At 61.4% G+C, this 22046-nt stretch carries 20 protein-coding genes; all 20 read right to left on the reverse strand.

What is annotated here, in order from left to right; translation table 11 throughout:
* Positions 1-415: 415 nt before the first annotated feature.
* Positions 416-2365, reverse strand: a complete 1950-nt coding sequence (gene ftsH, locus VEZ38_RS04755) for an ATP-dependent zinc metalloprotease FtsH (RefSeq protein ID WP_324892201.1) — start codon at positions 2363-2365, stop codon at positions 416-418.
* Positions 2366-2461: 96 nt separating this feature from the next.
* Positions 2462-3010, reverse strand: a complete 549-nt coding sequence (gene hpt / locus VEZ38_RS04760) for a hypoxanthine phosphoribosyltransferase (RefSeq protein WP_324892202.1) — start codon at positions 3008-3010, stop codon at positions 2462-2464.
* A gap of 77 nt (positions 3011-3087) precedes the next feature.
* Entirely contained in the window at positions 3088-4521 is a 1434-nt protein-coding gene (gene tilS / locus VEZ38_RS04765) for a tRNA lysidine(34) synthetase TilS (protein ID WP_324892203.1), read from the reverse strand.
* Between the two features lie 29 nt (positions 4522-4550).
* Positions 4551-5462, reverse strand: coding sequence for a protein kinase domain-containing protein (locus tag VEZ38_RS04770; protein ID WP_324892204.1), 912 nt, complete (start codon positions 5460-5462; stop codon positions 4551-4553).
* On the reverse strand, positions 5455-6189 hold the full coding sequence (locus VEZ38_RS04775; protein ID WP_324892205.1) for a vWA domain-containing protein: 735 nt from the start codon (positions 6187-6189) through the stop codon (positions 5455-5457). The genes VEZ38_RS04770 and VEZ38_RS04775 overlap by 8 nt, the downstream gene beginning before the upstream one ends.
* 101 nt (positions 6190-6290) lie before the next feature.
* Positions 6291-8783 carry a stage II sporulation protein E gene (gene spoIIE, locus VEZ38_RS04780; protein WP_324892206.1) on the reverse strand — a complete coding sequence of 831 codons (2493 nt, stop codon included), beginning with the start codon at positions 8781-8783 and terminating at the stop codon, positions 6291-6293.
* 356 nt (positions 8784-9139) lie between these two features.
* Positions 9140-9634 carry a S1 domain-containing RNA-binding protein gene (locus VEZ38_RS04785; RefSeq protein ID WP_324892207.1) on the reverse strand — a complete coding sequence of 165 codons (495 nt, stop codon included), beginning with the start codon at positions 9632-9634 and terminating at the stop codon, positions 9140-9142.
* 83 nt (positions 9635-9717) lie between these two features.
* Positions 9718-10035 carry a septum formation initiator family protein gene (locus tag VEZ38_RS04790; protein WP_324892208.1) on the reverse strand — a complete coding sequence of 106 codons (318 nt, stop codon included), beginning with the start codon at positions 10033-10035 and terminating at the stop codon, positions 9718-9720.
* Positions 10036-10051: 16 nt separating this feature from the next.
* Positions 10052-10651, reverse strand: coding sequence for a spore cortex biosynthesis protein YabQ (gene yabQ, locus VEZ38_RS04795; RefSeq protein WP_324892209.1), 600 nt, complete (start codon positions 10649-10651; stop codon positions 10052-10054).
* Complete coding sequence (yabP, locus tag VEZ38_RS04800; RefSeq protein ID WP_324892210.1) at positions 10648-10929, reverse strand: sporulation protein YabP; 282 nt, start codon at positions 10927-10929, stop codon at positions 10648-10650. The genes yabQ and yabP overlap by 4 nt, the downstream gene beginning before the upstream one ends.
* A 124-nt stretch (positions 10930-11053) precedes the next feature.
* Positions 11054-11326, reverse strand: coding sequence for an RNA-binding S4 domain-containing protein (locus VEZ38_RS04805; RefSeq protein WP_324892211.1), 273 nt, complete (start codon positions 11324-11326; stop codon positions 11054-11056).
* A 1-nt stretch (position 11327) separates the two neighbouring features.
* Complete coding sequence (locus VEZ38_RS04810) at positions 11328-11600, reverse strand: HU family DNA-binding protein (RefSeq protein ID WP_324892212.1); 273 nt, start codon at positions 11598-11600, stop codon at positions 11328-11330.
* A gap of 140 nt (positions 11601-11740) precedes the next feature.
* Positions 11741-13234, reverse strand: coding sequence for a nucleoside triphosphate pyrophosphohydrolase (gene mazG / locus VEZ38_RS04815; protein WP_324892213.1), 1494 nt, complete (start codon positions 13232-13234; stop codon positions 11741-11743).
* 135 nt (positions 13235-13369) lie between these two features.
* Positions 13370-13912 (reverse strand): stage V sporulation protein T, encoded by a 543-nt coding sequence (gene spoVT, locus VEZ38_RS04820; RefSeq protein WP_324892214.1) that lies wholly within the window; start codon positions 13910-13912, stop codon positions 13370-13372.
* Positions 13913-14148: 236 nt separating this feature from the next.
* Positions 14149-17742 (reverse strand): transcription-repair coupling factor, encoded by a 3594-nt coding sequence (gene mfd / locus VEZ38_RS04825; RefSeq protein ID WP_324892215.1) that lies wholly within the window; start codon positions 17740-17742, stop codon positions 14149-14151.
* 99 nt (positions 17743-17841) lie between these two features.
* Positions 17842-18072 carry an anti-sigma-F factor Fin family protein gene (locus VEZ38_RS04830; RefSeq protein WP_324892216.1) on the reverse strand — a complete coding sequence of 77 codons (231 nt, stop codon included), beginning with the start codon at positions 18070-18072 and terminating at the stop codon, positions 17842-17844.
* Positions 18073-18137: 65 nt separating this feature from the next.
* Positions 18138-18701, reverse strand: a complete 564-nt coding sequence (pth, locus tag VEZ38_RS04835) for an aminoacyl-tRNA hydrolase (protein WP_324892217.1) — start codon at positions 18699-18701, stop codon at positions 18138-18140.
* A gap of 131 nt (positions 18702-18832) precedes the next feature.
* Entirely contained in the window at positions 18833-19492 is a 660-nt protein-coding gene (locus tag VEZ38_RS04840; protein ID WP_324892218.1) for a 50S ribosomal protein L25, read from the reverse strand.
* Positions 19493-19583: 91 nt separating this feature from the next.
* A complete protein-coding gene (locus VEZ38_RS04845) occupies positions 19584-20534 on the reverse strand; it encodes a ribose-phosphate diphosphokinase (RefSeq protein ID WP_324892219.1) in 951 nt (316 codons plus the stop codon).
* 58 nt (positions 20535-20592) lie between these two features.
* Complete coding sequence (gene glmU / locus VEZ38_RS04850; protein WP_324892220.1) at positions 20593-21993, reverse strand: bifunctional UDP-N-acetylglucosamine diphosphorylase/glucosamine-1-phosphate N-acetyltransferase GlmU; 1401 nt, start codon at positions 21991-21993, stop codon at positions 20593-20595.
* Between the last annotated feature and the right edge of the window lie 53 nt (positions 21994-22046).

A 22046-nucleotide genomic window follows, 5' to 3' on the forward strand; every position in this document is an offset into this window, starting at 1 on the left:
CTCCTTCTTCGCTAGGTTCGTTCCGGATTAGTTTGTGAAAAAAAGTACGATTATATGAAGAATACAGAATCTTTCATGGGGTGTCAATTGGCGATACGCCCGGGAATATGGCGTCGCAACGCATGCCCCCGACCGTTCGGGGAGCATGCTCCCGATTGCTCCGTCCGGCTCCCCCGGAGGACCGTCTTAACCAGGCTTGCTCCATTGCAGGTGTGTTGTCCGATCGAACTAGATCAAGGTAACAACACACCTGCAAAAAGCCGCCGCTCCGGTATGCCCCACGCCTTCCCATCGTTTGCCCAATACATCAAGAATCTTGTACTCGCATAGCGACAAACTTATACTTTCTAAATTGAAATAAAAACAACTGTCCCTCGCCATGACGAGCGGACAGTTGTTTTCGGACAGCCAAACTTTACTTCTCTTCCTTATCCTCTTTCTCGAGCGACAGCTTGTTCTTGTCGCCGTCATCCTGCTTGCCGATGTTGACGCGAACGTCGTCCTTGGCCGCCGGGGCGTCAGCGGAAGCTGCGTCCCCGCCCTCGATCGAGGGGAGCGAGCCTTCCTTGATGAGCGCCTCGATCTGCTCGAGGTCGAGCGTTTCCTTCTCCAGAAGCGTCTGCGCCACGAGGTGCACCTCGCGCTCGTGCTTCTTCAAAATTTCGCGGCCCTTCTCGTAGCATTCGTTGATCATGCGCTGCATCTCTTGGTCGATCTGATACGCGATCTGATCCGAATAATTTTGCTCGTGTCCGATATCCCGGCCGAGGAATACCTGACCCTGCGTCGTGCCGAACTGCATCGGCCCGAGCCTGCTCATGCCGTATTCCGTAATCATCGAACGGATAATGGCAGTCGCGCGCTGGAAGTCGTTCGAAGCGCCCGTGCCGATTTCCCCGATGTACAGCTCTTCGGAGATGCGACCGCCGAGCAAGCCGGTAACTTTGTCGAGCAGTTCGCTCTTCGTCATCATATACCGGTCTTCTTTCGGCAGCATCATCAGATATCCGCCCGCGCGCCCGCGCGGGATAATCGTCACCTTGTGCACCATATCCGCGTTCTCGAGGTGATACCCGATGATCGTATGTCCCGCCTCGTGGTACGCGACGATCTTCTTCTCGCGCTCGGAGATGACGCGGCTCTTCTTCTGCGTGCCGACGATGACCCGATCGATCGCTTCCTCGATTTCGGCCATGCCGATTTCCTTCTTATTGCGCCGCGCCGCGATGAGCGCCGCTTCGTTCAGCAGGTTCTCGAGGTCCGCCCCCGTGAACCCGGTCGTATATTTCGCGATGGACTCGAGCTTCACGTCTTTCGCGAGCGGCTTGTTCCGCGCATGGACCTTCAGCACCGCCTCGCGGCCCTTCACGTCCGGACGGTCGACCGTAATTTGCCGGTCGAAGCGGCCCGGTCGCAGGAGCGCCGGATCGAGAATATCCGGGCGGTTCGTCGCGGCGATAATGATGATGCCTTCGTTCACGCCGAAGCCGTCCATCTCGACGAGCAACTGGTTAAGCGTCTGCTCCCGCTCGTCGTGACCGCCGCCGAGCCCGGCGCCGCGTTGGCGGCCGACCGCGTCGATCTCGTCGATAAAGATGATGCATGGCGCGTTCTTCTTCGCGTTCTCGAACAAGTCCCGCACGCGGGAGGCGCCGACGCCGACGAACATCTCGACGAAGTCGGAGCCGCTGATGCTGAAGAACGGCACGCCGGCCTCGCCGGCGACCGCGCGGGCGAGCAGCGTCTTACCGGTCCCCGGAGGACCGTTAAGCAGGACGCCCTTCGGAATGCGGGCGCCTACGGCGGAAAACTTCCGAGGATCCTTCAAGAACTCGACGACTTCGACAAGCTCCTGCTTCTCTTCGTCCGCCCCCGCCACGTCCTCGAACGTGACCTTCTTCTTCTCTTCGTTATATAGACGGGCGCGGCTCTTGCCGAAATTCATGACCTTCCCGCCGCCGCCCTGCGCTTGATTCATCAGGAAGAAGAACAAGATGAAAATGATGATGAACGGCACGATGCCCGTAAGGAACGCGATCCACAAGGGCTCGCCCTCTTGCGGCAGATGTACCTCGACGACGCCGCTGTTCCGCAGCATCTCCAGCACGTATTCGTCCATCGGCGCGCGCGTCTCGAAGGAAGGATCCTCCGGCGCAGCGTCTTTGTATTTCCCCGTAATTAAATAGGAAAGCCGGTCCGCCCGGACAGTCACCTCGGCGATGTCCCCGTCGGCCAACGCTTGACGGAATTCGCTGTAGTTGAGCGTATCTTCTTGGTTGTTTTGGTTGCTGATGAAGTGCACGATACCGACGGTCACTAAGAAAATAATCAGATAAAATCCGGTGTTCCGGACGATCTTGTTCATTCCCTACCTCCTCTCAGGCGTGAATATATTGTATCATAGCGGAATCCCGCACCACAACAAAGCCCAGGCCCGCGCCGACAGCTCCCTTGCGCAGGATCACGCATGACCGGAATACACCTCGGGCTTCAATATGCCGACGTACGGAAGATTGCGATACTTCTCCGCGTAATCAAGGCCGTAGCCGACTATGAAGGCGTCCGGAATCAAGAAGCCCTTGTAATCGGCTTCGAGTCCGACCGTCCGGTGATGAGGCTTGTCAAACATCGTGACGACCTTGACCGAATGCGCGTTGCGGCGCTCCAGCACGTCGATCAAGTAGGACAACGTCAGGCCGCTGTCGATAATATCTTCCACGATGAGGATATCCCGCCCTTCGACGGGCGCGTCCAAGTCCTTGACGATCTTCACGACTCCCGAAGATCTCGTCGCGTTCCCGTAAGAGGATACCGCCATGAAATCGATGTCGAGCTTCAAGTCGATTCGCTTCGCGAGGTCGGCCATGAAGATGAACGCGCCCTTGAGCACGCACAGCACCAGAAGGTTCTGTTTCCCCGCGTAGTCGGCGGTGATTTGGCGCCCGAGCTCGGCTACCTTATCCTGAACTTCTTGCTCGGTGAATAAAATTTCTTGAATATCGTTGTGCACGTTCGTCCTCCCGTCGGCGCAGATCCATGATAGTATAACTAATCGTATGTAAGTGCTTCCCGGACCATACCCTTGCCCTAGAAAATGCTCCCCTTCGCCGTCCACCGAAGCGTGAGCACCGTCTCCGTATCCGGCGTCACCGGCGCCGCGTCCGATCGGCGAAACCCGGGAACCCACAGCACCCGCCCCGCCCGATCGGTCACGATCGGCCATGCCGCTCGAAGCGCGCGCGGAAGCTTCCCGTCGACGAAGATATCTTTTACTGATTTGGTCCCGTTTAAACCGAAAGCGGCGATTCGATCGCCCGGCCGCCGCGGACGCACCGTCAACGGAACCTCGACCGCCGCGGCGTCGTACCGAACGCATAACGCGTCGTCCGCCGGTTCCGAATCTTCCGGCTTCGCCGAAGACAACCGCCATTCGAGCTCGCCGTCGACGGCCGGCAGCGCCAGCCGGCCGGGCCGTTCGGCCGCGACGACGAACGAATACGGCTCGAAGGCCGCCCGCTCGAACGGCGCCCACTCCAGCATGTCGTAAGAGCGCCGGAACGCCGTGCGGGCGTCGACCCGCAGCTCCAGCGTCGTCGGCGCCTTCGCGGCGGCCGCCTCCCGCATGCGCTCGATCTTCGCGAAGTCGATTGCGCTTTCATCCGTTGCAAGACTATTTAATATTATTTTAATCATTCGTCTTTGTAAAGCGATATGCGCCTCGAGCAGCGCGCCGCGCGGCAGCCGAATTCCGCCTCCCTCGCTCCGGGCCGACGCCTCCACGCGCTCGCGGGCGAGACGATCCAGCAAGTCGTCCTCGTCGGCGGAAAGCTCGGCCGTTCGGCGAATCGCGTCCGCCGCCCCGTCGCGTAGCTTCATTATATAAGGAAGAAGGTCGAGCCTGACGACATTGCGGAAATACGTTCGCGAGGCGTTGCTGGAATCGAATCGCGGCTCCAACCCGCGCGCCTCGCAGTACGCTTCGAGCTCGGCCTTCTTTATACGGAGCAGCGGCCGCACAAGTTTCAAGCCGTTCACCTCGGAGACGAACCGAATGCCCGCGAGGCCGCCGGCTCCCGCGCCCCGAAGCAGACGCATCAGCACCGTCTCGGCCTGATCGTCCGCATGGTGGGCCAGCGCCGTCGCGTCCGCGTTCCATGCGTCGGCCGCCGCCCGGAACGCTTCCAGCCGCAGCGCTCTCGCGGCGGCTTGCACATTGTTCCCGTGCGCGGCGAGCGCGGCGCGGACGTCGACCCTCGCGGCGTAGCAAGGCGCGCCGAGCCGCTCGGACAACGCGCGCACGTACGCCTCTTCCGCATCGGACTCCTCCCCGCGCAGGCCGTGATTTACGTGGGCGACCGCGATGCGATAGCCTCGACGCTCCCCGATCGAGCGAAGCAAATCCAGCAGCGCGACGGAATCCGCCCCGCCGGAGACGGCGGCGACGATGCGGGCGCCGTCCGGAAACAACGCGCGCTCGTCGATCAACCGCTCCACGCGCTGCGCCAATGCATCCGTCTCCATAAGCCTCCCGCCTCCGTCCCGATGATCTGTTACGAACCGCTCATCCACCACACGACCCCGACGAACGCGGCGAAGGCCCCCGCGAACCAAGCGGCAGGCCAAAGCTCCCCCGCGGCGGGCGCGGGCCGAGGCGCACGCTTCGCCGCCGCGGCGTTCCAGGCTTCCGCCGCGCGCCGGCAATCCCGGTGCTCGCCCCGAAGCAGCCGCCGGAGCTCCCGCTTCATCGCCGGCGGCAGCGCGGCTTCGTCCGGCAGCGCAAGCAGCTGTTTTCCTTTGTCGCGACGCGGCGAATTCGCGGTCGCGCGCACCCGGCGGCCGAGTCCGGCCGCCTCCAGCATCGAAACCGCGAAAGCGAACAAGTCGTAGGCCGGCTCCGCCTGCCGTCCGCCGAGCCGCCAAAACCCCCGGTCATATAGTTCGGTAAACTGCTTCACCCCTTGCCCGAATCGCGTCGCCCCGCCGTAATCGACCAGACGCGGCTCGCCGGCCCGGTCGATCATGACATTGTCCGGCTTCAAATCCCCGAACGCCCAACCGGCCGCATGCAGCGCCTGCAGCTGAACCAGCAGCTTCGCGCCGACCGCGGCGACGCGATCCGCGCCGCCGACGGGCGAGGACGCGGACAGCGTCGAGCCGGGCACGAACGCCATCACGTAAAACGGGAACTCCCGCCCCCGGCACGTTCCGTCGTCGGCGAGCAGCAGCTTCGGAGCCTCGCCGCCCACAGCGCGGAGCGCATTGATTTCCGACTGCAGCGCATAGGCGTCATTGCCGAGCTTCATTGCCGCTTCGGACGCTCCTCCCGGCTCGCGAACCAAGTAGACGCTTCCGTTGGCGCCTTCCCCGAGCCGACGGTCGATCAAGAACGTCCGACCGCTCCACTTCGCGGCGACTCGATCGCCGGGCTGAAGCCGAAGGGGCGCCTCCGTCCCGTCAGACAACGTAATCGCCCCAAACCGCGTCGGCGTCCCGCCGCGCGGACGTCGGCGCCGGCGGCGCGGCTAGCCCGAACAACGCTAACGCATCCAAAATCGCAGGCCCCGTAGGCGTCGTTCCTTTTACGTTTAATTTATATAGAATGTTTTCTACTTTTGCAAGTTCCGCCGTCCATCGAACGTCGATTTCGACAGCGTTCGCATGATTTCCCGGGAAATGTAACACGGCAAGTTCGCTTTTTCCCGTTCGCGCTTGCAGACTGAGCATTAAGTCATAGGCCGCTTCTCTCACGGCATCGAGCTTATGCTTCATGCTGGCGCTGACGTCGATCGCCAGCGCCACGCGCAGCGGCGCCGACTCCGTCCATTCATCCACGGAACGAACGACCTCCGCTCGCTTCTCGGGCGGGAGCGTCGCGATCGTCGTCGTCTCGTCTTTGAAAATCGAACGAAGCTCCTCGTTGACGACCTGCTGAATCGTCGCCACGACCGTGTGTCTCGTCATCATTTGCATCGTGTACGCCAGCTTCGTCGGCGACACGATCCGGTGTATGCCTCCCCCGGCCTTGGCGATCGCTTCGATCTCCCGCTCTCCTCGCATACCCGCTTCTTCGCGGTCGACGACGCCGATGACGTTCACGACGACGCCGCTCGCCCGCGCATGCGCGGCCGCGGCGATCGGGCTGATCCCCTCGTTCGAATTCCCGTCCGTAATGACGATGATTTGCTTCAACGCAAAAACTCCCCTTCCGGCGATTCTAGCGACTAGCGAATAAATCTTCTAGTCCTAGCATTGCCAGATGAGGAGTCGAATAGACCTAGTTTACTAGAAAATCAGCTGACCGTCCGCGGACGCTCGATCGTGGCGTCGCCGCGCCAGCGGAACGTCGCCCACTCCGGCGCGAATTTGTCGATGCGCGCCGCGATGACGGTCATATCGTCGACCACCTGCCCGTCGTGATGCCGGATGACGGTCTCGAGCAGCTTGTCCGCCACTTCCTGCGGGGCGTCCGTATCCATCTCGGAGAGGATCCGTTTCATCCAGAGCTCCTTATTGACCGCGTGACCCGGCGCGTCGTATACGCCGTCCGTCATCATGACGAGCAGATCGCCCGGCAGCAGCTGGTGGACGACGAGATCGACCTCGATGTCTTTCAAAATGCCGATCGGCAAGTTGTTCGCGGTAATCGGCAGCACCTCCTCGCCCCGCTTAATAAAGCTCGGCGTCGATCCGATTTTCATAAACGTCGTCTTTCCGCTATATAAATCGATGATCGCGAGGTCGACCGTCGCATACATTTCCTCCGAGGATCGCAACATGAGCACCGAGTTCACCGACTTGATGGCCAGCTGCTCGTCCATGCCGGACTGCAGCAGCTGCTGCAGGATCGACAGCGCGGCGCTGCTTTCGACGCGAGCCCGTTCGCCGTTGCCCATCCCGTCGCTGACCGCGACCGCGAATTTCCCGTTGCCGAGCTCCACCGTCGAGAAGCTGTCCCCCGACAGCCACTCCCCGCCCTTCGCGGCGCAGGCGATACCCGTCTCGATCTCGTATTCTTTGGCGGACGAGAACCGTACCGTCGACAGCCCCTCGCCCGGATCGTCCCACCGCTCCTGCTTAACGGCGATCGTCTCGCCCAGCACGTCGGAGAGGAGCGGCGCTATCATTTTCCGACATTCGTCGAAACCTCTCTTGAAGCCGTGGACGATTTCGATTTCGACGTTGCCCTCCTCCAGCGAGATGATGTCGAGCCGGTGAACGGACAGCCCCATCTCTTCCAGCACCTGCGAAATTTGCTCCTCCTGCAGGAACAACCCTTGTCCTTCGCGCCGGATTTCCTTCACGAGGTCGTCCATGACCTGCGAGACGCCGAATAACTGCTCCGAGACGAGCTTGCGGCTTTCATGAATCTGATTCATCCAATGCCGGTCGTATCGATACTTCTCGTACTGCTTCTGCAGGATGCCCAGCACCCGGTCCGTCTTGTGACAAGCGGCCCTCCATTCCGTGCGAATGTCGTCTTTCCCGAAGTCCGGTTTCGTCTCCACCTCCGTCATCATGTCGGTCATAAACTTATAGGTTTTATAGAAATCGCCCTCCCAGCACGTATTTCGCTTGAAGCAGGTCGAGCACGCCTCGTTCGTCACGGCGTTGACGAAGTGCCCGACCTCCGCCTCGTGCTGCAGGACGTGATTTTTCTCGGTCAACTGGCCGAAGCTCTTGGACAGCTGCTTGAACACCTCGGAGAACTGGTTTACCCGGTTCGCGGTAATGTCCCGTACGCGGCGCACGTAGTCCTGCTGGGATTTCGCGTGCTCTTGCGTTCCGGGAACGTATTTGGCGATCGTTCGAATCATGCCTTTAGGCGTCAAGAGAAACAGCGCGACCGCAGCGACCGACTCGTACGTCGATTGGAGCACGTGCGACGCGTCGCCGACGTAGAGGGACAGGATCGACGTGCCGAGCAGCATGCCGAAGCCTACCGCCATCTTGCCGCCGTCCTTCAAGAGGCCGGCCAGCATGCCCGCGAACGCGAGCAGGCTGATTTGGTGGATCGCCGACAAGTTCGCAAGGCTTAAGATCAATCCCGTCACGACGCCGACCGAAGCGCCGATCGGGGCGCCGCCGACGAAGGCGAGCAACAGAATCAAGTAACGGGACAACGTGTGCTCGAGCGAGATGGCGCCGATTTCCCAATGCACCGTCCCCGTCAGCACCGATGCGAGCAGAATGATTAAACAAATAATTTCTTCGTGCCGCAGCTGATAGTTTTTGCGCGTCAGCGTCAGCACCGGCAAGGCTTGGAGGAAAATGAGCGTCAGCACGCTGCTGAGCGCCGCCTCGACGGACGTCATCATGACGGCGTACCACGTCAGGTTCGTCGCCACGATGTCGGCGAACAGCCCGACGGTGAACGTCGAGAGAAACACCAACGCCGGCGCGTGCGACACCTCCGACTTCTCGTATCGGGCGAGTCCTCGCTGCAACAAGGCGAAGACGACGATCTGCGCGGCGATCGAGCCGACCTGCAGATGCGGCGACAGGAGGCTTCCGGCGACGAGCGCCACCGCAGACGCTTTCATCATGCCCGGTCTTAAATACGAGACGGCCGCGAAGAACGCGATCGCGAACGGCGCCAGCTCGCCGAGAATGTTCGCCCGGCCGAGCAAGAACGCCACGGCCATCAGCACGAGCGCCCATCGCTTTCCTACCGCGGCTTGCACCGCGCGATGCTGCAGCAGCCTGGATTTGAACGTATGCTTCCATTTGTCCGTCGCGCCTCCGATGTCCCACCCAAGCCGTTGCAACACGTTCCGTTTTTCCATGTTCGGTTTGCCACCCCTAATCCGTAGTAATGAGTGGAATCATCATATCAGCAAGTCTAGTAAAAAGTTTGTCGCAATGCGTTGGTAGAATTGAAATTTTTTCCGACAAGGAAATCGAAACGGCGCGCGGCCCGAGGCGATGGCGATTATCCGGATCGGGCGGCGGCGGCGGCGCGCCGCTTCGGGACGATTCGCGCGCGATGCTGTCGCATCGTGATGTCGAATCCCACGGCATGCCGTCACAACGATGGTCCCGCGCGTATTTTGGGGAGAGAAATATATGACACGGCACGTATAAAAAGCAAAAAAGCCTGCGCAGCGTCAGCTGCACAGACTTTCGAAGGGAGGACGCGCGGCTACACGCGCTTCGCGCCGCGTCCGCCTCGCTTGCCTTCCGTATTTTTCTTCAGGGAGGACATGCGTTCTTCGCTGTCCTTGAGGAAACGGGACATCTTATCCTCGAAGCTCAACCGGCCGCCGCCCGAGAACCCGCCGCCCGATCTCCGGTCGCCGCCCCGGCCGCCTCCGAAGCCGCCGCCTCGGCCGCCGCCGTACCCGCCTTCGCGAGGGGGCCCGCTGCGTTCGAAACTCGGCCTGGGCGCTTCCGGCGGACGGTCGACGGCTTTCTTGATCGATAGGCCGATCTTCCCGTCTTTGTCCACATTAATGACCTTCACCGTCACTACGTCCTCAAGCTTGAGATGATCCTTGACGTCTTTGACGTAGCTGTCGGCGATTTCAGAAATGTGTACCAGCCCGGTAACGCCTCCCGGCAATTCGACGAACGCGCCGAAATGGGTGATTCCCGTAACCTTGCCTTCCAGCTTCGCGCCAACTTCAATGGTTGACATAAAAGAACCCGTTCCTCCCTTGGTGAATGCATGAATAGATTAGCTGCATTATACAGAATACGCATGGTTTCGGCAATGCGTTCCTACTCCGCGGGTGTCCCGAACACTTTATCGCCGGGCCGCGTCATGCCGAAGTCCTTCCGTACTTTCTGTTCGATATATTCAGGGTCTTGAAGCCGGTTGACCTCCGATTGGTACGCCTCGTGTTCCGCGCGCACTTCTTCCAGGCGCTGCTCGAGCGCCCTCAGCTCCGCCTTCTTCTCCTGCATCGCGCCGGACTGCTCCAAGAACGCAAATACCGCCCAAAGAGAAACGCCGCCGATGATCATATAGATCAACCGTCTTCTCCTGAGCGAGCTGCTCGGCTTCGCCGCTCGCTTCGCCGTCGTTCTCGTCGCCATATGCCCCCGATTCCCCCTACTTGCGCTTTCTCCATATGCCGACCCTCTGCAGCGCCTTCGCCGCGGCGCGAAGCGCCGGCAGCAGCCAAGCCTCCGCCCTGACGAGCCGGAGCGCTTGCCGCCCTAGCGGCCGCGCGATCCATAGGACGAATTTCCACAAAGGATAGAGCAATTGTAACACAAGTTTTCCAAGGAAAATAGACAAGGCCGCCAAAAATCCCAAAATTACGATACAAAGCCGGTACAAGCCTATGGCAGGCCGAACGACGAGCGCATCCACGACGCGGATGCCGAAACGGATGCACCGTCTGGTCAAGTCGATCGCCCGGCGGAACAGCTTGACGAAGAGCGGACTTAGAAGCGCGAAGTAGAACGAGACGCCGATGAGGAGCGCCAAAAACACGTACAACCGGACCTCGCCGCCGTTGCTGAGATACAAGACGCGAAAGACGGCGGCCGTGCCGACGGCCCAATACAGGATGTCCAGCGGCGGAACGATCCAGCGCGGGAACCGGAGCTCGCCCGACAGCACCCGGTACCCGTCGAATAACAGGCCGAGCGCCGTCCCGCTAGCCATCATGGCGGCCATCGTAAGGAATTGAACGTCTAAGGTCACTTGAACAGCTTCCCGAGGAAGCCTTTCGACTTGTCCGGGCCCGCCCCGTCCAAATAAGCGAAGGCATTCACGGTGCCCTCGATGGTGACCAAGCCCTGCTCTAGGTTCAGGTTCTTGATATGTAAATTTTGGCCTTTCACGTTCAGGAACCCGAGCTCCGTCTCGAGCAGGAACTCCTCGCTGTCGAAGCTGTCCACGTTCAAGACGCCCGTTACTTCGAGCAGCCTGCGATTGAGCAGTCTCACTTCCTGGCGCTTGGCCTTCCCATGATCCACCATGGCATGTACCCCTCCCTTATACCTTAACCATATGGAAGGGGCAACGGTTTTAGAACGTCGTTTTGTATGGAAAAGCCGCCCCCCCGCGAAAGCTTCGCGGGGGAACGGCTTGTGGTCGTCGGCGTCAGAGCACGCTCTCGCCGCCGTGCGATTCTTCTTTCAAAACCGTATACATGCCGGCCGCCTCGTCCTTACGCGTCGTCTCGGCAAGCCGCTCGACGCGCACGGTCACGCTCTTCTGACCGAATCGAACGGTCAGCTCGTCGCCGAGCTTCACCGTGCTGCTCGCCTTCGCCTCTTTCCCGTTGATCCAGACCCGTCCTTGGTCGGACACGTCCTTCGCGACGGTACGACGCTTGATCAGCCGGGAGATCTTCAGGAACTTATCGAGACGCATCTTACTTTACGGCTTCTTTAAGCTTATTGCCTGCTTTGAATGCAGGGACCTTGGACTCGGAGATCTGAAGCGTCGCGCCCGTCTGCGGGTTGCGGCCGGTGCGCGCGGAGCGCTTGCGCGTCTCGAACGTGCCGAAGCCGATCAATTGCACCTTGTCGCCGGAAGACAGCGCGTCCGTAACTTCGCCAAGGAAGGAGTTCAACACGGACTCGACGTCTTTCTTCGTCAGGCCGCTTTTCTCGGAAATGCTGTTGATCAAATCTTGCTTGTTCATGCTTACGATTCCTCCTAATTCGTCCAACGTGAAAATATGACAAGACACAAGTATGTATTCTCTCGGATGCCGGGAAATTCCTGCTTTGCGGCGGAACATTTTCAACAATTTAGCAAAATATTCGCGCGTAGGAAGGCGACTCAGCTCCTTTTGGCTTCTTGCCAGTAGCGTTCCATCTCCCCAATATCAGTTTGGTCAAAGGATTTCCCGCTTAAACGTAGCCTTTCCTCGATATACCGAAATCTTTGCATAAATTTCCGATTCGTCGCCGACAACGCTTCTTCGGGGTCCAGCTTCAAAAACCGCGCTAGATTCACGACCGCGAAAAGCAAGTCTCCCATCTCGTCGAGCAGCCGTTCGTCCCGGCGCTCGCCCCCGTCCGCCAGCGCGTCTTGAAATTCCCGGAGCTCTTCTACGATTTTGTCGGCGATGCTGGCCGGCTCGTCCCAATCGAAGCCGACCTTCGCCGCCTTCTTCTGGAGCGCGACCGCCCGCAGCATCGCCGGCAAGCCGCTCGGCACGCCGTCCAGCACGGACGCCGGCGCCGGCTCGCCCGCCGCCTCCCGCTCCTTGGCTTTCACGCCCTGCCATGTGGCCAGCACGTCGTCGACCCCGCCTACCCGAACGTCTCCGAACACGTGCGGATGGCGCCGCACCATCTTCTCCGCGAGGCCCGCGATGACGTCGTATATCGTGAAGGCGCCCGCTTCCTCCTCGATTTGCGCATGGAGCATGATTTGCAGGAGCACGTCGCCGAGCTCGTCCCGCAGCGCGTCCATGTCGTCCTCGTCGATCGTCTCGACCGCTTCGAACGTCTCCTCGATGAAGTACTTCCGAAGCGATCGATGCGTCTGCTCCCGGTCCCACGGGCAGCCCTCCGGGCTGCGCAGCTTCGCGATGATCGCGTGCAACCGCTCGAACGTGCGGTAATGCACGTCGTCCCGGTCCGTCGGGGGGACGTACACGAGCGACAAATTGCCGTAGCCGCCGATGCGGTCGAGCTCGTACAGCGGCACGCGCTCGATGCGCTGCTCGCCTGCGACCCCTAGCGCATGCCCGACTACCACCTCGTAATCGTCCGGATATCGGTCCATCAGCCCCAGCTTCACGTCGGACGCGACCAGGGCATCGTACACTTGGGTAATCACGATATGATTGTACGGATCGAGCCGCTCCGCATGGAAGTCGGTCGCGTCGGCGAGCTGAAATCCGTCCGCCGGGTCGAACCCGAGCTCGACGAACGCGCGGTCGAGAAAGCTCTCCCCGCCGACCAATCGCAGCTCCACCCCCGCCTCGGGGCACCGCGCCCGCAGCAGCGCCACCGTCGTCTCGGCCACCGAAGGATGTCCCGGCACCGCATAGACGATCCGTTCGCCCTCCTTCGCGCGGCGCAGCACGTCCGCGACGATCGCCTCGTACACGTCTTCGAATCGGCCGTTCGCCTCGTACGTCTCGTCGTACGTCTCGAACGCGATGCCTTGCTCACGCAGCCATGCGACGACCGGGTGCAGCCCGGTCCGAAGCAGCAGCCGCTCCGCCCCGCGAATCGCGTCCCACGCGCCCAGCGTCAGCCCGTCCGGTCCGCCGGGCCCGAGCCCCGCGACGACGATTCGTCCCGCCTTCGTTGCCAACATGCCCCAACTCCTTTTTTCCACCATCTAAACATAAACGAAGAGGCTTCCGCAACCCGCGCGCTTGCACGGGAGCGAAAGCCTCGTCGGAAGGCGCGACGCCGCGCCTTCGGTAACCTTTTCGAAATCGTGCCGTTCTCACTGCTCCATCTGCTTGGCCAAGAAGCCGGCCGCCGTCTCCGCCATCTTCACTTCCATCTGGCTCATCTTCATGCCTTCTTGCTTGGAAACCAAGATGACCGAGCCGATCGGGTCGCCGCCCGCGACGATCGGGGAGCACACGAAGGAGGTGTACGCCTCCGGCATATCCTTGCAAATTTCGTATTCGCCGGCGGTCGTCTCGGCCGTCGTCTTGCGGTTTTCCATCGACGTTTCGACGATCGCGCCGATCTGCTTTTCCATGTATTCTTTCTTCGACGCCCCGGATACGGCGATGATGTTGTCGCGATCCGAAATCATCGTAATGTGGCCGGTGCTTTCGCTGAGCGATTCTGCGTATTCCTTCGCGAAGTCGCCGAGTTCCCCGATCGGGGAATATTTTTTCAAAATCACTTCTCCGTCGCGATCGACGAAGATCTCCAGTGGATCGCCTTCTCGGATACGGAGTGTCCGGCGAATTTCCTTCGGAATGACCACCCGTCCAAGATCGTCGATTCTGCGTACGATGCCTGTTGCTTTCATGTTGTGCCCTCGCTTTCTTGAAGTTTGGTTGCATGGAAGTCGTCCTGTTACGGTTCGAGGGGGTGATGACGTTGTGTGTTATATTCGCCCTTAGTATTTGTAGCTAGCGATTCACTTATTCACCAGATCTTATACAATGCGTCCAACATCTTGGTACGAGATTGGTTCCGTTCGCCATTATTGTTACCAACCAAATGAAAGCAACACAGGATGTCCCCAAGGAACATCCTGCCAGGTCATACAACGTTTGTAGAGCGTTGCGCGCCGTCCTTCAGCACTTCTCGATATTGCTGCAGCAGCGTCTCGAGAACGTGCAGCGACTCCTCCATGGACAGCCCTTTGCGATTGAGGTGCATCACGATTTGTTTGCCCGGCACGAGCTTCAGCTTGCGCTCGAACCGGTTGCTCAGGGCAAACAGCTTCTGCCCGTCGATCCGCTCGTTCTGTTCCGGGGCGAACGTCAGGACGAGGTCGTCGCCCTTGGCGGAGATCGTCTGGATGCCGTACGCGGCGCCGTAAATTTTAAGCCGCGCCACGGCGAGCAGCGTCTGCACCGGCTCGGGCATGTCCCCGAATCGGTCGGTGAGCTCGTCGGCGAGCTCGTTCTCCTCCTCGAAGCTGCGCAGGGCGGCGACCTTCTTGTAAATTTCGATCTTCTGCGCGCTGTCGTAAATATACTCGCCGGGCAAATAAGCGTCCAGCGTCAGATCGATTTGCGTGTTGACCGGCTTCGGGCGCCGCGCCGCCGCCGCTTGCGCGGGGTCGACGCCTTCGCCGGCCGCTTCGGCGTCGAGCGCCGTCTTGCGCTGCTCGATTTCCTCGGCGAGCATTTGCGAGTACAGGTCGAAGCCGACCGAGGCGATGAAGCCGTGCTGCTCGCCGCCGAGCAGGTTCCCGGCGCCGCGGATGGCAAGGTCGCGCATCGCGATTTTGAAGCCCGAGCCGAGCTCCGTAAATTCTTTGATCGCCTGCAGCCGCTTCTCCGCCACCTCGTTGAGCACCTTATCGCGCTGATACGTAAAGTACGCGTACGCGATCCGATTCGAGCGTCCGACGCGGCCGCGGAGCTGGTACAGCTGCGACAGCCCCATTTTGTCGGCGTCATGCACGATGAGCGTGTTGACGTTCGGGATATCGACCCCGGTCTCGATGATCGACGTGCTGACGAGCACGTCGTATTCGCCGTCCAGGAAGTCGAGAATCGTCTTCTCCAGCTCCTGCTCCGACATTTGCCCGTGCGCCGCGGCGACGCGCGCCTCCGGCACGAGGGCGTGAATTTGCTCCGCCATCTGCTGGATGCCCTGCACCCGGTTGTACAGGTAGTACACCTGCCCGTCGCGGGCGAGCTCCCGCTCAATCGCGTCCCGCACGAGCGCCCCGCTGTATTCCACGACGTACGTCTGCACCGGGAAGCGGTTTTCCGGCGGCGTTTCGATGACGGACAGGTCGCGGACGCCGAGCATCGACATATGCAGCGTGCGCGGGATCGGCGTCGCCGTCAGCGTCAACACGTCGACGTTCAGCCGCAGCTTCTTCAGCTTCTCCTTATGCGTGACGCCGAACCGCTGCTCCTCGTCGATGATGAGCAGGCCGAGGTCTTTGAATTTTACGTCCTGCGACAAGATCCGATGCGTGCCGATGACGACGTCGACGGTGCCGTTCGCCACCCCTTTGATCGTCTCGGTCTGCTCCTTCTTGGAGCGGAAGCGGCTGAGCACGCCGATGTTGAACGGGAAGCCGCCGAACCGCTCCCGGAACGTCTCGTAATGCTGCTGCGCGAGAATGGTGGTCGGCACGAGCACGGCGACCTGCTTGCCGTCCATCGCCGCCTTGAACGCCGCGCGAATCGCGACCTCGGTTTTCCCGTAGCCGACGTCGCCGCACAGCAGCCGGTCCATCGGCTGCGGGCGCTCCATGTCGCTTTTGATTTCTTGGATCGCCCGCAGCTGGTCCGTCGTCTCGTCGTACGGGAACATCGCTTCGAACTCTTGCTGGTACGGCGTATCCGGGTTGAAGGCATGCCCGGGCGCCGCCTGCCTCGCCGCGTACAGCTTGATCAGCTCGTCGGCGATATCCTTGACCGCGGAGCGCGCCTTCGTCTTCGCCTTCGTCCAATCGGTGCCGCCCAGTTTGTAAATTTTCGGCTCCTTGCCTTCATCCGCGCCGATATACTTCTGCACCATGTCGATCTGCTCGATCGGCACGGACAGCTTGTCGCCGCCCGCGTACATGATGTGCAGGTAGTCCTTGTGGACGCCGTCGATCTCGATCGTGCCGATGCCGACGTATTGGCCGATGCCGTGGTTGACGTGCACGACGTAATCGCCGACCTTGAGCTCCGTATAGCTCTTGATCCGCTCCGCGTTTTCGAGCTTGCGTTCGACCTTGCGCGCCTTCCGCTGCTTCGCGCTGAACATCTCGCCTTCGGTCACGACGACGAGATGGATCGACGGCAGCTCGAAGCCGCTCTGCAGGTTGCCCTCGATCATCGTCTGCTCCGGAATGCCGTAGTCCGCCAGCACCCGCCGCATCCGCTCGAGCCGCTCCTTGCTGCCGGCCAGCATCATGACGGTCGATTTCGCCTTGGTCCACCGCTCGACCTCCGTCTTCAGCACGTTCATCTGGCCGTGGAATTGCTGCATCGCGCGGCAGATGACGTTCACGATGTTTTGCGGCTGCGTATTCGGAATTTGCCGCAGAAACAACGACAAATAGACGGTTTGGAACGGCTTGTGGAAGAACAGCGACTCGTAGCTCTTCGACAGCGCGAAGGCCGGAATCGTCTTTCCCTCCTGCAGCAGGTGCGTCGTCCATTCCGCCTCGTCGCGTTCGAGCTGCTTCGCCGTCTCGAGCAGCCGATTCGGCTCGTCGACGAACAACACCGCGTCCTTCGGCAAGTAGTCGAGCAGCGTCTCCCGCTCGGGGTACAACAGCGCTACGTATTTATAAATGCCCGTAAAGTACGCGCCTTCCCGCAGCTTGACGAGATCGCCGCCGATTTCCTCGCGCAGCTTCTCCTTGACGGCGCGGTCCTGCGTCCGCTCCAGCTGCTTCTCGAGCAGCTCGGACGCGGTTTGCGCCGCGTTCGCGAACCGCCGCCCGTCGGCGAACAGCTCGCGGCTCGGCGGCAGCGTCGCGCGCTCCAGCTTCTCCTTCGACCGTTGATCGACCGGGTCGAACAGCCGAATCGAGTCGATCTCGTCGTCGAACCATTCGATCCGCACGGCGAGATCGCCTTCGATGCCGAGCGCCGCCGCCTCCGGCACGTTCTTCGGCGGGTAGACGTCGACGATGCCGCCCCGCGCGCTCATGTCGCCGCGGCTTTCCGCCCGCTCGACCCGCTCGTACCCGAGCTCGGCGAGCCGGGCGAGGAAGCCGTCCATCGGCAGCGTCTCGCCGACGGCGACCGTCACCGCGGCCCCGCGGAACGTCTCCTTCGGCGGCACAAGCCGCCGCACGCCGGCGAACGGCACGACTAAGACGCCCCGGAAGCCGTTCGCCAGGCGCGATAACGCGTCGATGCGCTGCGAAACGAGCTCGGGGCTGGAGACGGCCGCCTCCGTCGCGATCGATTCGTTGGCGGGGTACGATAACAGCTCGCCGCGGGGCAAGCATTCTTCCAAATCCTCTATCAACTTTTGGGCCGAAAACATATTGTGCGTCATAACGACGATCGGGCGCTGCAGCTCCGCATGCAACGCCGCGATAAATACGCTTCTAGCCGATCCGGCAAGGCCGGACACCAATTGTTCTTTCATCCCCGAGCGGATCCCGCCCGTCACCGAGACGATGTCCGGATCCGTCGCTAGGGTTTCTAATAATCGTCTCATATCGAGATTAGGCCACCTCGTTTCCGCAAACCAAAAGAAGCCTAGGCTGACAAGCCAAGGCCGTTCCTCCCGCTCCGCGTCGCGCTCGACCGGCTTCGGTCATTGCAGCGGGCTGGATACCAACGAGAGCTCGGGATGAGACTCGAGCGCCTCGCGGCAATAATCGCATACCAATTTGACGGTCACGCCGCCGTTCGAATCATACGTAATTATATCGTTGCGCTCCTCGGGGGTCAAGAAATGGAACCCGAGCCGAGCCTCCGTGACGCCCTCCCCGGAAATTTCTCCGAGCGGCATGCGGCAATGTTTGCAGACGTATCGAATCGACACGTTACTCCACCTCCCAGGCTGTTCCTGCTTTCCTAGTATCGCCACGGGAGGACCGGTTCCATTCGTTAGGCGCCGTTAAATTTCGCCATCGCCTTCTCGAACGGCTCGGTCAAGCAATATTCCATCGCGTCGGCGGCCTTCCGAACCGTCGCCGCGAGCGCCTCGCGCTCTTCCTTGCGGAACGTCGACAGCACGTAATTGGAGATGTTCGTTCCCGGCGCCGGCCGGGAGATGCCCATTCGAATGCGATGGAACTGATCGGTGCCGAGGTGCGCGATGATCGACTTGATGCCGTTGTGCCCGCCCGGACTGCCCTTCATGCGCAGCCGGACCGCGCCGAGCTCCGTGTCCATATCGTCGTAGACGACGATCAAGTCGGCCGGGTCGGGTTTATAAAAATCGAGGAACGCCCGGACGCATTCCCCGGATAAATTCATGTACGTCATCGGCTTGACGAGGTACGCCTTGTCCCCGCCGACCCGCGCTTCGGCGACGAGGCCCTTGCATTGCGCCTTCGCCGTCGCGACGCCCCACCGGCGGGCGACCTCGTCCAGCGCCATCCAACCGATATTATGCCGCGTATCTTCGTATTCCCTGCCCGGATTGCCGAGCCCGACAAACCATTTCATGCCCGTATCGCACCGCCTTCCCGTATGCCTTGCAGCTTCCGTTGCCTATTATACCCGTTCTAGGGAAAAGGAAAAAGCCGCCCGCGGTCGAAATTCGACCTCGGACGGCAGCCTGTCGTTGCCCAATAGCTCTATCGTTGCGCCTGTTCCGCCTGCGCTTCCTCGACGCGTTCCTCCGTATGCTCGGCGACCGTCTCGTCGCGAATGGCGTCGCTCGCCTCCGGCAGCTCCTTCTGCGGCGCGAGCACCGTCGCGACGATGTCGTTCTCGTCGCTTCGAATTTCGACGCCGGCCGGCACGCGTAAATCGCGCACGTACAGGTGCTCGCCGACCTGCAAGCCGCTCACGTCCGCTTCGATCGCGGCCGGGATCGCGCTCGCGATGCAGCGGACGTCGACCGTCGCGTTCATCACCTGCAGAATGCCGCCCTCGCGCACGCCCTGCGCGTCGCCCGTCAGCTCGACGCGCACCGTCGCCTTCACCGGCTCGTTCATGTCGATCTGGTGGAAGTCGACGTGCAGAATGCGGCCCAGCACCTTATCCCGCTGAATTTCGCCGATCATGACCGGCTGCTCGCCATGATTCGGCACCTGCAGCCGTACGATCGCGCCCGCGGCCGCGCCGGAGCGAATCAACGTATGCAGCAACTTCTCTTCGATATAAATCGACTCCGGCGCCACCTTCTTCCCGTAGACGACCCCGGGAATTTTCCCGCTTTCGCGGTTCGTGCGGCGATCCGACTTCGTCTCGGCGGCGCGGGCCAGCACGGAGACCAACGTGTCGTTCAACATGAAAAAAACCTCCTGTGGACGCTTAGATACTAGAATACCTAGTACCTAATGTTCCCGCCGGAGGCCGGAATTAACCGCGAACGGCTCAATCTTAGTCTTCGAACAGCTTGCTGATGGACAGCTCCTCGTGCACGCGGATGATCGCCTCGCCCATCAGCGGCGCGACGGACAACGTCTTCAGCTTCGTGCACGGCTTCGGATGCGTCACCGGAATCGTATTCGTAATGACGACTTCCCGGATCGCCGATTGCTCGAGCCGCTCCATCGCCGGGCCCGACAACACCGCGTGCGTGCAGCAGGCGTACACTTCCTTGACGCCTTCCTTAATGAGCGCGTTCGCGCCGAGCATGATCGTGCCCGCCGTATCGATAATGTCGTCGATGACGATCGCGGTCTTGCCCTTCACCTCGCCGATGATGTTCATGACCTCCGCGACGTTCGGCTCCGGACGGCGCTTGTCGATAATCGCGAGCGGCACGTTCAGGTAATCCGCCAGCTTGCGGGCGCGCACGACGCCGCCGTGGTCGGGCGAGACGACGACGATGTCCTGCAGGTTCTTCTCCTTGAAGTAAGCGCCAAGGATCGGAACCCCCAGCAGGTGATCGACCGGGATGTCGAAGAAGCCTTGAATTTGCGTCGCGTGCAAATCCATCGAGATGACGCGGTGCGCGCCGGCCGTCTCGATCAAATTCGCGACGAGCTTCGCGGTGATCGGATCGCGGGAGCGGGCTTTACGGTCCTGCCGAGCGTACCCGTAATACGGAATGACGACGTTGATGCTCTTCGCGGACGCCCGCTTCAGCGCGTCCACCATGACGAGCAGCTCCATCAGATGCTCGTTGACCGGCGCGCAGGTCGATTGAATGACGTAGACGTCGCTGCCGCGCACGCTCTCGTCGATCCGGGTTTGGATCTCCCCGTCGCTGAAGCGGATCGTCTGCGAGACGCCGAGCGGTATGCCGATATATTCTGCGATTTCCTGCGCCAGCCGCGGGTTCGAATTGCACGTGAACACCTTCAGCTTCGGATCCCGGTAAGACATGCAAACATTCTCCTCCAGAAAATGGTTCCTCCCCGCCGCCTGCGCGGCGCGTACCGACCTATCTATTTTTTTGCGCCTTCAGGCGCGCCTTCAGCGTCTTTGCGTAGCCCTTCTTGGTCGTCTGCCGCTCGCGGGCGATGGCGAAGTCGTCTTCTCCGACGTCCTGCGTGATCGTGGAGCCGGCGACGACGAACGCGCCCTTGCCGATCTTCACCGGCGCGACCAAATTCACGTTGCTGCCGACGAACGCCTCGTCCTCGATGACCGTCTCGAATTTGGAGAAGCCGTCGTAGTTGACCGTAATGACGCCGCAGCCGATGTTCACGTCTTTGCCGACGCGGGCGTCGCCGACGTACGCGAGATGCGACACCTTGGAGCGGTCGTCGATCGTAGCGCTCTTAATCTCGACGAAATCGCCGATCTTCACGTCGCTGCCGAGGCGCGTGCCCGGGCGCAGATTCGCGAACGGCCCGACCGTCGTGCGCGGGCCGACGACCGCCTTGTCGAGCACCGAGTGCTTCACGACCGCCTCGTCCGCGACGGTCGAGTTCAAAATGTCGGTGTTCGGCCCGATCGCGCAGCCTTCCCCGATATGCGTCGCCCCCCGCAGCGTCGTGCCGGGATAGACGACCGTATCGGCGCCGATCGTTACGCCCGCGTCGATGTACGTCGCGGCCGGATCGACGATCGTCACGCCGCCCAGCAGATGCGCGCGGTTGATGCGCGCGCGCATGAGCCGCTCCGCCTCCGCCAGCGCGACGCGGTCGTTGACGCCGAACGCTTCGTCCGCATCCGCGGTGCAGTAGCCTTGTACGGCGAGACCTGCGGCGCGAAAGATGCCGATGACGTCCGTTAAATAGTATTCGCCCTGCTTGTTGTCGTTCTTCACCTGCGCGAGCGCCTCGAACAGCTTCTTGTTATCGAAGCAATAGGCGCCTGCGTTGATCTCGCGAATGGCGCGCTCGTTCGCGTCGCAATCCTTCTCCTCGACGATGCGCTCGATGCCGCCGTCCGCGCCGCGCACGATGCGGCCGAGGCCGGTCGGATCGTCGAACGCGGCCGTGAGCAGCGTCGCCGCCGCGCCGGACTCGCGCTGCAGGCGAAGCATGCCCTCGAGCGACTGCGCCGTCAGCAGCGGCGTATCGCCGTAGACGACGATCGTCACGCCGTCTTCGGCGCCGAGCAGCGGCTCCGCGACGCGCACCGCATGCCCGGTGCCGAGCTGCTCCGCTTGCAGCGCGTACTCGACGCGGCCGCCGAGCGCGCCGCGCACCGCGTCGGCGCCGTGGCCGACGACGACGACTTTGCGGCCGACGCCCGCCGCGTCGAGCGCGTCGAGGACGTGCTCGAGCATCGGCTTGCCGCAGACCGGGTGCAGCACTTTATGTAATTTAGACTTCATTCGTTTGCCAAGACCAGCCGCCAATACGATTCCCATGACGTTCGTGTTCGCGTTCATGCAGAAGCCCCCTTCCGAATCGGCCGTTCCGCTTGGCCGAGGGTCGCTTTTTC

This window comes from Paenibacillus sp. (assembly GCF_035645235.1).
Classification (GTDB): Bacteria; Bacillota; Bacilli; order Paenibacillales; family YIM-B00363; genus Paenibacillus_AE.

What these genes read in the sequence shown, in the direction of transcription:
- tilS (WP_324892203.1), bottom strand. Translation starts at nt 4,521, where the DNA reads ATGGAGACGGATGCATTGGCGCAGCGCGTGGAGCGGTTGATCGACGAG.
- pth (WP_324892217.1), bottom strand. Translation starts at nt 18,701, where the DNA reads ATGAAATGGTTTGTCGGGCTCGGCAATCCGGGCAGGGAATACGAAGAT.
- VEZ38_RS04840 (WP_324892218.1), bottom strand. Translation starts at nt 19,492, where the DNA reads ATGTTGAACGACACGTTGGTCTCCGTGCTGGCCCGCGCCGCCGAGACG.
- VEZ38_RS04790 (WP_324892208.1), bottom strand. Translation starts at nt 10,035, where the DNA reads ATGGCGACGAGAACGACGGCGAAGCGAGCGGCGAAGCCGAGCAGCTCG.
- mazG (WP_324892213.1), bottom strand. Translation starts at nt 13,234, where the DNA reads ATGTTGGCAACGAAGGCGGGACGAATCGTCGTCGCGGGGCTCGGGCCC.
- VEZ38_RS04785 (WP_324892207.1), bottom strand. Translation starts at nt 9,634, where the DNA reads ATGTCAACCATTGAAGTTGGCGCGAAGCTGGAAGGCAAGGTTACGGGA.
- glmU (WP_324892220.1), bottom strand. Translation starts at nt 21,993, where the DNA reads ATGAACGCGAACACGAACGTCATGGGAATCGTATTGGCGGCTGGTCTT.
- mfd (WP_324892215.1), bottom strand. Translation starts at nt 17,742, where the DNA reads ATGAGACGATTATTAGAAACCCTAGCGACGGATCCGGACATCGTCTCG.
- ftsH (WP_324892201.1), bottom strand. Translation starts at nt 2,365, where the DNA reads ATGAACAAGATCGTCCGGAACACCGGATTTTATCTGATTATTTTCTTA.
- spoVT (WP_324892214.1), bottom strand. Translation starts at nt 13,912, where the DNA reads ATGAAAGCAACAGGCATCGTACGCAGAATCGACGATCTTGGACGGGTG.
- VEZ38_RS04845 (WP_324892219.1), bottom strand. Translation starts at nt 20,534, where the DNA reads ATGTCTTACCGGGATCCGAAGCTGAAGGTGTTCACGTGCAATTCGAAC.
- spoIIE (WP_324892206.1), bottom strand. Translation starts at nt 8,783, where the DNA reads ATGGAAAAACGGAACGTGTTGCAACGGCTTGGGTGGGACATCGGAGGC.
- VEZ38_RS04805 (WP_324892211.1), bottom strand. Translation starts at nt 11,326, where the DNA reads ATGCGTCTCGATAAGTTCCTGAAGATCTCCCGGCTGATCAAGCGTCGT.
- VEZ38_RS04810 (WP_324892212.1), bottom strand. Translation starts at nt 11,600, where the DNA reads ATGAACAAGCAAGATTTGATCAACAGCATTTCCGAGAAAAGCGGCCTG.
- yabP (WP_324892210.1), bottom strand. Translation starts at nt 10,929, where the DNA reads ATGGTGGATCATGGGAAGGCCAAGCGCCAGGAAGTGAGACTGCTCAAT.